The sequence below is a fragment of the uncultured Acetatifactor sp. genome, assembly GCF_948601915.1.
Lineage (GTDB): Bacteria > Bacillota > Clostridia > Lachnospirales > Lachnospiraceae > Acetatifactor.
In genome coordinates, this window is sequence record NZ_CAPDXS010000183.1 from 1 (window position 1) to 8,975 (window position 8,975).

Genomic DNA, 8,975 nt, shown 5'->3' on the forward strand with positions numbered 1-8,975 from the left:
CAAAATGTATACCTTTCGATACTGTTGAAAATATGCCGAATTTCTTGTCCCCCTCTTCCGCCCTCCCCCTTCGAGCTATCTTTCCTTTTGTGTTTTTTATCTGAAATACCCTGTTTTCCTGGCGTTTCAGGCCCATTTGGACAAGTTTCCTTATTATTTCGCCCGGCTTCCTGTCCGCAAACGCATGTTGACAGCGGCCCCCAATGCATCTACAATGTAGTTTAACAAAAAACAGGCCGGTTCCACCCCGGACCGGCAGTCAGGAGGTATGATGGACAATTATCTGGCAAGCTTATTGACCGAGCAGGTCAATAGCAGGACAAAAGAAATCGACCGTTGCGATACGGCCGGGATTCTGGAGCTGATCAACGCGGAGGACCGAATCGTTCCGGAGGCGGTAGGAAAGGAAATCCCTCAGATAGCCCGGGCCGTGGACCTGATCGTAAGCGCCATCCGGGACGGCGGGCGGCTCTTCTATTTCGGCGCGGGCACCTCCGGGCGGCTGGGGGTCCTGGACGCCTCCGAGTGCACCCCCACCTTCGGGGTCAGCCACGACCTGATACAGGGGCATATCGCAGGCGGGGACACGGCCCTGCGCAATGCGGTGGAGGACAGCGAGGACAGCGAAGACCTGGGCAGGGATGAAATCGCAAGGCTGGGCATCACGGCCGCCGATGTTGTCACCGGCATCGCCGCCAGCGGCAGGACGCCCTATGTGCTGGGCGTGGTCAGGCAGGCCGCGGCCGTGGGCGCGAAGACCATCGGCATCACCACCAATCCGGACAGCATCCTGCAAGGGGAAGTGGATGTCTGCATCGCGCCCGTGACAGGCCCGGAGGCCCTCACAGGCTCCACCCGGATGAAGTCCGGCACGGCCCAGAAGCTGGTGCTGAACATGCTCACCACCGCCACCATGATCAAGCTGGGCAAGGCATACGGGAACCGCATGGTGGACCTGAACGCCACCAACGGCAAGCTGGTGGACCGGGCCAGGCGAATCTTCCGGGACATCACCGGCGGGTCGGAGGAGGACGCGCAGAAGTATCTGGCGGCGGCCAATATGAGGACGAAGCTGGCCATACTGATGTACCTCTCCGGGCTGGAGGCCGCCGACGCCCAGGCCGCGCTGGATGAAAACGCAGACAATCTGCGGCAGGCCCTCTCCCGGCTGGGGATTGAGGCTCCTGCGACAAACGGGTGAAGATATTTGCCTCCGCTGCAGCCACCATCGGCAGAGGCCGGTCCACAGCACTCATGGGCCTCTGCCCCACGGACTAGGCGGCCTGGGCAAGGGCTTCTTCAAGAGGCTTCTTACAGGGAGCGTCTTTTGCGTAATGGCCTATTACATAAGCTTCTTCTGCGGCAGCATCTTCTGTACAATAACTTTTAACAGAAGCCTCCTTTGCAGAGGCATCTTCCACGGGAGCGTCTTCTGTGGAAGAGACTAATATTGGATGAATTCGGGAATAAACACCGTACAAGGAGTTTCACATGGAAAAATGTTCTGGGAAATATTACATCGGAATGGACGCCGGAGGGACGGGGACTTCCGTCCTGATTTCCGACGGCGAAAATGACCTTTTTCAGATGAAGACAGAAGGCCTCAACTGCAACAGCTTCCCCCGGGAGCGGATCGCCAGGTCCCTGCAGGACGTTGCGGAGGGGCTTAAGGAAAACGGCTATGCCCTGGCGGACTGCGGGGCCATCGCCATCGGCGCGGCGGGGAACAACAATCCTGCCGCCGACGCCCTCCTGCGGAACCTCCTGGAAGGCTGCGGCTTCCGCTGCCCGGTCACTGTCTGCAGCGATGCGGACGCGGCGCTGTACGGCGCTCTTGGGGAGGAGGACGGCCTCCTGCTGATCTCCGGCACAGGCTCCATCTGCCTGGGGCAGACCCAGGGCGGAAGGGAAAGATACCGGGCCGGAGGCTTCGGGCATCTCATCGACGACGAGGGCAGCGCCTATGCCATCGGCAGGGACATCGCTGCCGCGGTGGTGAAGGCAGAGGACGGCAGGGGGCCTGAGACCACCCTGCGCGGCGCCCTGTTCAGGCATCTGGGGATATCCGGTTCCCCGGAGCTGGTGGGGTATATCTACGACATGAGCCATACCAAGAAGGACATCGCCAGGCTGGCCCGCCTGATCTCCCTGCCGGAAAATGAAGGGGACAGGGCCTCGGCACAGATTATCGAAAAAGCGGTAGCCGGTCTTCTGGAAATGGTCACGGCCGTCTACGGTAGGATGGAGGCCCGCTGCGGCAGCCCAGAGCTCCCTCTCGTGCTGCACGGCAGCGTCCTGCTGGGCAACCCGCGGATCGCGGGGGAATTGACGGAAGCCATTTCCCACAGGCTTCCCGGAATCCGCATCGCCCAGGCCCGGGCGGACGCCGCCCATGGGGCAGTTGGTCTGGCGCGGAAGCATGCGGAGATACTCTAAGCTGTCAAAGGACAACCGCAAAAAGAATCCATATGTAAGACCGCCAGTCATATCTGTCCATGGCGAGCAGATATGTCTGGCGGTCTTTCGCTGTAGTTTCTGCAGTTTTCATTGACGTGCAGCATAAGCCGCACACAGAAGAATGCCTAAGGCGCAGCCATTCTTCCATGACTTGTACCGATTATTCTTGACGGCAGAAAGATGCTTTATACTGCTTAACGATTTCACTCGCCGTGAAACCAGACTGCCTAACGCCGACTGGTTCAATCGCATGATTACATTAGGCCACATTCAGCGTAATGCAGTATATTTACAACGCCATATCTATGGTGCCGCCCGCCGCCGGGGGCGCGCCCGCGGAAGCCACCTCCGCCGCTGACCTTGTATCCACCTGGACAGGTATCTCCACCCCTGCCAACTGCAGGGCCACGCCGTTGTCGCTCCCCAGCGAGGCGGCGTCCTGCCTCTCCCTTTCCAACTGGTTGAAGAGGGCCCGCAGATACTTCATGTCGGCTTCCACGATCTCCCGCATCTCGTCCGCCCTGTGCTTCTTCTTCAACCGCTCCAGCTCTGCGGGATCCATGTCCGTCCGGGCTGTCTGCATCAGCTCCAGCATCTCCAGCTCCTGCTCCTGGGCCAACTGCTCCATCTCCTCCTGGAGCTCCTCCATGAGCTGTTCCATCTCCTCGGCGCTTATCTCCGCAAATTCCGATGCCTCCAGCTCCTGGCCGCGCTCTTCCCTGCCCTCTTCGTCCAGGAAGTTCTGCCATGTGCCGCCGCCATGCTTCTCTATATACTCCTCCTGCTGGAGGTGCTTCATGCGCTTCTTTGCCACACGCTCCATCCGCTCCGCATGGCGGATTGCGGCCCTGACCTCACGGTCATTGTACTTGCCGCTGGCCAGCTTCCTGCGCAGGTTCACAGTCTCGGTCTTGGCGCTGGCCAGTACCTGCCTGGCATTGCCGGAGGTGGTGGCCTGGGTGATCATGGAAGAAATCCGCCTCTGTTTGTAGCCCAGTTTTTTCAGCTTCTTCAGACTCTGGCTGTGGATCGTGATGGTGCCTACCTTGGAGCCGTCCTGCCTCTTTATGGTGACCTGCCTTACGCCTGTATTCCTGTTGGTGTTGACCTCTATGCTCATATCGTGACCCCCTTGTCCCTCTGTCGCGTCCTTGCGTTTACGAGCTTTTTCATTATATCGGCTTATTCTCTGAAAATATAAGCGGAACAAGGAAAGATATGGCGGAAATCATATATCTGTTTCAACGAAATGCTCATCATATAAGTTCCAGTATTTTTGATATACCCTGTCCTTCTGCCCGTCAAAGTTTAGCTGATACATCCGGAATATCACCGGAAAGTTTTTGGGCTGCCACTGCTCTTTATAAGAATAACAATATTCCATGCCAATCCGTTTCATCACGGCCCCGCTTCTGGGGTTATTCCTGTCATGCGTCGCCGTGATATAAGGAAGCCCTTCCTCTCTGAGCAGCTCGATGACAGCGCTGCTCGCCTCGCTGACGATCCCCTGATGCCAGTATTCTTTGCGGAGCGCATAGCCGAAGTCATGGCTGTCATCCTCCTCCGCGTGTATATAGCCGACAGGGAAGTCATCTTCTTTTCGGCAGATCGCGAAGCAATACTTCCCGCCTTTTAAACGTTTTTCGAAAAAATCCCTGGCCTCATTCCTATCCTTCACAGGATACCATGGCAAAAAGGCGTTTACCTCGTCATCTGAAAAAAGAAGATAAATCGCTTCTATATCGTCTTCTTCAAATCTTCTCAGTATGAGCCTGTCTGTCTCAATCCGTATGTTATCCAAGCTTATCTCCCCCCGCCTCCGATCCGTCGGTCAATTCATGAATCCAAGTATAGCACATCTTCCTGCCGAACACAATGCGCCAGTCGGCCCGGCAAAGCAAATTACAAGAAGAGCCTTGTATTTATCCGGCTTACCGCATATAATTATAGCTGAAAAGGTTTTCCCGAAAGGGCGGACGGCAAACCGCGGAAAATGAGGCGTGTGCAGGGCCGCAAATCAGCGCTTAAGGAGATATGGAATATGAGCAGGCTAAACAAAACTTATCTGGGCTTTACCTTTCTGTTCATGGCGATTGGTTGGGGGATATGTCTATTGTGCAGTTTTAACGGAATTTCGTTAAATGACAGCAAATGGCTGTATGCGCCGTTCCTGTTAGGCGGGTGGTCGCCTACAATCGCGTCCTATCTGTCATTAAGGGGCGACAACCAAGTTGCGGGCATGAAAGAATGGTTGAAAAATATCTTTGATTTGAAGCATAATGTCCTTTCCTATCTTATGGTAGCGGTTATGGCAATCATATTCATCTTGCCCCAATGCCTTATTTCAGGGTACGAAAACGGCGCGCCTGTCTTTGCGATCATTGTCATGATTCCCATGATGCTTGTGGGGGGCGGATTAGAAGAAGCGGGCTGGCGCTATATTCTTCAGCCGGAATTAGAGAAAAAATACCCGTTCACTGTATCAACTATCCTGGTCAGCGTCATCTGGTGGCTGTGGCATCTGCCCTTGTTTTACATACAGGGAGCGGGCCAGTTTGGGCAGAATTATTTCGCATTCGGAATAAACGTCTTGGGATTAAGCTTTGCTCTGGCAAGCATCAGAAAGAATACGGGCAGCGTGTGGCTATGTGTATTATTTCACTGCATCGTAAACTCTTTCTCGGGGATCTATATCATCCATGACAATATATGGGGAAATATAGCCGCAACCATGATTTTGATTTTATGTTCCTATGCTTTGGTGGCGGTCAATGGCAGGTTAAAAGTATTTAAGCGGTAGCATACTTATTTCTGTGCGGATGTGCCTGGGGACGCGGAATTCAAAAAATTAAAGATAGTTGCCCCGCAAAGAACCCCGCAGTTAGACGAAATTGATTCCAACATCATAAAAATAATTGAGTCAAAACCGTTACTTTTCATTGGCGCTTTCATTGTAATAGGATTTATATTTTCAGGAGGCTATATGGTTACGGCGGACACTGAAGTTTCTATGTCAGGCCTTCTTGGTTTCGTAGCTGTCAGCGTCCTTTTGCTTCTGGCAGGAGCCAGCTTAGCCATTTTGAATATAAAACATATTCTGCGACAATCAGACCCGCTGGATATAGCCCTCTTTCTATTATACTTTATGGCTCATATGCCAATGGAACGAATAATCTGAACAGTGATTTTGACGCTCTCGTTATTTCTCATCATCATGAGGAATTCCATGATACTTCGTTTGTTAATGGAATCCAATTAGATGTATTTGTATATCCGGAGACTTACTTTAACGAAGATTATGACTGCAGTAACTTTGTCCAGATTTTTGATGGAAAAGTTGTTATGGATACTTCAGGCAAAGGAAAGGCCATTCAGGATAACGTTTTGTTATATCTGAAAAATCGCCCACACAAAGCAAAGGAAGCAATTCAGGCAGATGTGGACTGGTGCATAAAGATGCTCAACCGGGCAAAAAGAGGCGATTTTGAAGGGATGTTCCGATGGCATTGGGTACTAATCGATAGCTTGGAAATTTTTTGTGAAATAGTGAACCATCCCTATTTGGGCCCTAAAAAAACATTAAAATGGATGGAGGAAAACCACCCCTTATCGTTTACCTGTTATGGAAAGGCGCTAAATGATTTTAGTATGGAGAGCTTATCAAGTTGGATTTCATGTTTGGAGGAGGAAGCTCATGAAAGCTTATGAGGCCGGTCGGTTCCCCGGCTGGTCTTTCCGATTTTCCTTGCGCTTCCATACCGAATCATGAAAAGGCTGTTGCTGGCGCATATTTCACGTGGGTGCGATATGCTGATTTTTCCCTACTGCCCCTCTTCTCCTGCCGCCCCGCCGTCCGCTTCTGAAGTGAAAATGCTGACCGCGCAGTGCAGGGAGGCGCTTCGGGATGTGGGCGGCATACCGATTTTTTTCGACCTTTCCTCCGGGGATAGAATGATCTCACAGACGGAAAGCGCCTGCCTGTCCGCCCTGGGCAGCGGCGGGCAGGCGCTTCGCCCTTTGTTCCACTGGATGGAAACGCGGATCCCCCGCCTGTATGCCGGTCAGCCAATCGGAATCATCCATGGGTATCTCAATGTCTCGAACCTGATAACGGAAGGCGGGGATTTGCGCTACATCCTGGGCTGGCAGCGGCCCATGCTGGCGCCGCTGGCGCTGGAGCAGGCTCTGGCACTGCGTCTGGCGGGCTATGAATCCGAGGATGGGGACTGGGGGAAGTTTGCGACGGTCTGTCATATATTGTGGCACGCCTGGGCGTATACGCATGTCCTCCCCATAGAGGGCGTGCGGCAGACGGCGCTGAAATTGGCCGATGGCTTCGCCTCCCCGCTGGCTGAATGACAGGGCAGCGGGGCTTTTGTCCGCATGCATTTCCCGCCTTCCTCCTGTCACTCAATCATGATTTCCTTGATAGAAATCTTCTTGATTTTTTCGGAATACACATACATGAGAATTTCGTAAATCGCTATAAACACGGTGAGCGAGACAAGCATAACGGGAACATCAAATTCATATGCCGGTACGCTCCCCATATCCTGAAATACGATGTCCACCATAAGCCGCAGCAATCCGTACTGATATCCTGTTCCCAGCATAAAACCAAGATAAGACAGCGGCCTGTATCCGCCCAGAATCGCCCTGCAGCATTCTTTCTGCGAATAGCCGAATACTCTCATCATGGCAATGGTTTTTGTGTTCCCGTTGATGACGGTAGTGATGGCGAGGAACAGCGTTGTAAAGGCCAATATAAGTCCGATGGCCAGCATCATCACGCCCATCATTTCACTTGCGAAATCCTTCATACTGAACGACATCTGTGTCATAGATGAAAAACAAAATGAAGCAAAAACAATGAAGAATACAAGGGCCTTTTTCGATTTCAGGGTATTCCTTTTCAAGTCCTCCACGAAGGGCAATTCTCTGTTTTTTTCGGTTCTGTGGTTCGGCGTTTTGGAAGCGGTCTGCAGGTTGTCTTTCAAAAGCAGCAGCACAGGCTTTTTTAATTTGTGCCAGGCGTAATAAACCGAAAGCGCCGAAAAACACACCGTGGGCAATGCCACGAAACAGAATAAAATGCCTGGATGAAAATGGACAGTCAGCTCAGGGAGCAATTTATCTTCATTCTGCAGGGCGTAAAACCGGGGCATGATGAGAAACGCGCCTGCGTATCCGATTGCGGTTCCGATGAAGGTGCTGGTTCCGAATACCCAGAAGCTTTTTGCAATTTTGAGATTTGAATATCCCAATGCCTTCAATATCCCAAGCTCTTTCTTGTGGGTGTCGATATAGTGTTTGATATAAAACAGCAGCATGATAACCGCAGTCAAAAGCAGGCATCCGCCGCTTACCAGGCAGACGACTTTTGCGGTAGAAACCTGGGCATTATAAAAAATCATTGCTGGTTCGGATGTTATCTCGCTCTCAATCAGGCGAACATCACAATAAAAATTCACGAACATGGTACATACAAGCACGGCGCAGCAGGCGATAATGGAAAGGCCGATGAGTTTTGAAGCGTTTTTTATTCCAATGAGCATATCGTCACCATCCAATCTCGTAAGCGGTCTTTTTCGTTTCATTTGTATAGATTTCAGAGATTTTTCCGCTGTTCATTTTTATGACTGTGTCAGCCATTTCCGCGATATTCAGGTTGTGCGTCACCATTATGATCGTGAAATCATATTCCTTTTGAAGTTTGCAGATATAGTCGAGAATCTGCCGCCCTGTCTGTTCGTCCAATGCGCCTGTGGGTTCGTCGAGAAATAGGACTTTCGGTCTCTTTGCCAAGGCTCTTGCAATGGATACTCTCTGCTGTTCGCCGCCTGAAAGTTCGCTGGGATATTTCTGCCTTTTTTCTCCCAGTCCCACTGCCTCAATGACGGTTTTATAGTCTTTGTTGCCTGCTAAGTCGGCGCCCATTTTCACGTTTTTATCCACGTTCATATTGGGCAGCAGATAATATTGCTGGAAAATAAATCCCACATTTTCCTTGCGAAATGCAGTTACTTCCTTGTCAGAAAGGGCTGTAATCTCCTTCCCGTCATAGGACACTTTCCCGCTATCGGGGCGTTCAAGACCTGAGATTACATTCAGAAAAGTGGACTTGCCAGAACCCGACGCGCCGAGGATGACTACAAAGTCGTTATCCCCAATATCAAGGCTGATGCCCTTTAACACTTGAAACCGGCTCTCTCCGTTTCCGTAGGATTTTATGATGTCTTTCGCTTTAATCATTGTTTTCATCCTCCTTTATTTTTTTCAAGATGCTCATTGCTACCTCCGTCATCATGGTGCTGATTTCCTGGCCTGTGAAGCGGCACATTTTCGTGGCGCAGAGGGATGCGATTCCGTGGGTATATATCCATAGATGGTGATACAGTTTTTCCGCGGAGGGCCTGCTGATTTTGTAATCATCCTGGATGGACAGCAGGATCTGCTCATAGCTTTCATCAATCAGCGGAAGCACACCGGATAAGTCGGGAATCTGTTTCTGCTCTGTC

The 8,975-nt window shown here is 51.8% G+C and carries 11 protein-coding genes and 1 pseudogene; 6 read left to right on the top strand and 6 right to left on the bottom strand.

Annotated elements, in window-relative coordinates:
- The first annotated feature begins 268 nt into the window (after nt 1-268).
- The gene (murQ, locus tag Q2B33_RS21610; protein WP_300569418.1) at nt 269-1,201 is read left to right on the top strand and encodes an N-acetylmuramic acid 6-phosphate etherase; all 933 of its coding nucleotides are present in this window, start codon (nt 269-271) and stop codon (nt 1,199-1,201) included.
- Nucleotides 1,202-1,274: 73 nt separating this feature from the next.
- On the opposite strand, the gene Q2B33_RS21615 is transcribed toward murQ, so the two are convergent.
- The gene (locus Q2B33_RS21615; RefSeq protein WP_300569421.1) at nt 1,275-1,481 is read right to left on the bottom strand and encodes a hypothetical protein; all 207 of its coding nucleotides are present in this window, start codon (nt 1,479-1,481) and stop codon (nt 1,275-1,277) included.
- A gap of 10 nt (nt 1,482-1,491) precedes the next feature.
- Between Q2B33_RS21615 and Q2B33_RS21620 the strand changes: the two genes are divergently transcribed.
- The gene (locus tag Q2B33_RS21620) at nt 1,492-2,436 is read left to right on the top strand and encodes an N-acetylglucosamine kinase (RefSeq protein ID WP_300569424.1); all 945 of its coding nucleotides are present in this window, start codon (nt 1,492-1,494) and stop codon (nt 2,434-2,436) included.
- Between the two features lie 310 nt (nt 2,437-2,746).
- Here the strand turns inward: Q2B33_RS21620 and Q2B33_RS21625 are convergent, their stop codons facing one another.
- Both Q2B33_RS21625 and Q2B33_RS21630 read right to left on the bottom strand, forming a co-directional pair.
- Entirely contained in the window at nt 2,747-3,577 is an 831-nt protein-coding gene (locus tag Q2B33_RS21625) for a hypothetical protein (RefSeq protein WP_296464535.1), read from the bottom strand.
- A 108-nt stretch (nt 3,578-3,685) separates the two neighbouring features.
- Nucleotides 3,686-4,258 (bottom strand): GNAT family N-acetyltransferase, encoded by a 573-nt coding sequence (locus Q2B33_RS21630; protein WP_300770232.1) that lies wholly within the window; start codon nt 4,256-4,258, stop codon nt 3,686-3,688.
- A gap of 240 nt (nt 4,259-4,498) precedes the next feature.
- Here Q2B33_RS21630 and Q2B33_RS21635 point away from each other — a divergent pair, with 240 nt between their 5' ends.
- From Q2B33_RS21635 to Q2B33_RS21655, 4 genes are all read left to right on the top strand, one after another.
- The gene (locus Q2B33_RS21635; RefSeq protein WP_300569427.1) at nt 4,499-5,257 is read left to right on the top strand and encodes a CPBP family intramembrane glutamic endopeptidase; all 759 of its coding nucleotides are present in this window, start codon (nt 4,499-4,501) and stop codon (nt 5,255-5,257) included.
- Between the two features lie 183 nt (nt 5,258-5,440).
- On the top strand, nt 5,441-5,635 hold the full coding sequence (locus Q2B33_RS21640; protein ID WP_300569430.1) for a hypothetical protein: 195 nt from the start codon (nt 5,441-5,443) through the stop codon (nt 5,633-5,635).
- A gap of 164 nt (nt 5,636-5,799) precedes the next feature.
- A complete protein-coding gene (locus Q2B33_RS21650) occupies nt 5,800-6,165 on the top strand; it encodes a hypothetical protein (protein ID WP_300569433.1) in 366 nt (121 codons plus the stop codon).
- Between the two features lie 99 nt (nt 6,166-6,264).
- The gene (locus Q2B33_RS21655; protein WP_300898444.1) at nt 6,265-6,816 is read left to right on the top strand and encodes a hypothetical protein; all 552 of its coding nucleotides are present in this window, start codon (nt 6,265-6,267) and stop codon (nt 6,814-6,816) included.
- A gap of 47 nt (nt 6,817-6,863) precedes the next feature.
- Here Q2B33_RS21655 and Q2B33_RS21660 read toward each other — a convergent pair whose 3' ends face one another.
- The 3 genes and pseudogenes from Q2B33_RS21660 to Q2B33_RS21670 form a co-directional block, all read right to left on the bottom strand.
- On the bottom strand, nt 6,864-8,012 hold the full coding sequence (locus tag Q2B33_RS21660) for an FtsX-like permease family protein (RefSeq protein ID WP_300569439.1): 1,149 nt from the start codon (nt 8,010-8,012) through the stop codon (nt 6,864-6,866).
- A 4-nt stretch (nt 8,013-8,016) separates the two neighbouring features.
- Nucleotides 8,017-8,709, bottom strand: coding sequence for an ABC transporter ATP-binding protein (locus Q2B33_RS21665; protein WP_300569442.1), 693 nt, complete (start codon nt 8,707-8,709; stop codon nt 8,017-8,019).
- Nucleotides 8,702-8,975, bottom strand: a pseudogene (locus tag Q2B33_RS21670) (TetR/AcrR family transcriptional regulator); the annotation flags it as partial. The gene Q2B33_RS21665 and the pseudogene Q2B33_RS21670, both read right to left, overlap by 8 nt.

Coding starts and splice junctions, on each gene's coding strand:
- murQ (WP_300569418.1), top strand. CDS start 269: ATGATGGACAATTATCTGGCAAGCTTATTGACCGAGCAGGTCAATAGC.
- Q2B33_RS21620 (WP_300569424.1), top strand. CDS start 1,492: ATGGAAAAATGTTCTGGGAAATATTACATCGGAATGGACGCCGGAGGG.
- Q2B33_RS21625 (WP_296464535.1), bottom strand. CDS start 3,577: ATGAGCATAGAGGTCAACACCAACAGGAATACAGGCGTAAGGCAGGTC.
- Q2B33_RS21635 (WP_300569427.1), top strand. CDS start 4,499: ATGAGCAGGCTAAACAAAACTTATCTGGGCTTTACCTTTCTGTTCATG.
- Q2B33_RS21640 (WP_300569430.1), top strand. CDS start 5,441: ATGGTTACGGCGGACACTGAAGTTTCTATGTCAGGCCTTCTTGGTTTC.
- Q2B33_RS21650 (WP_300569433.1), top strand. CDS start 5,800: ATGGATACTTCAGGCAAAGGAAAGGCCATTCAGGATAACGTTTTGTTA.
- Q2B33_RS21655 (WP_300898444.1), top strand. CDS start 6,265: ATGCTGATTTTTCCCTACTGCCCCTCTTCTCCTGCCGCCCCGCCGTCC.
- Q2B33_RS21660 (WP_300569439.1), bottom strand. CDS start 8,012: ATGCTCATTGGAATAAAAAACGCTTCAAAACTCATCGGCCTTTCCATT.
- Q2B33_RS21665 (WP_300569442.1), bottom strand. CDS start 8,709: ATGATTAAAGCGAAAGACATCATAAAATCCTACGGAAACGGAGAGAGC.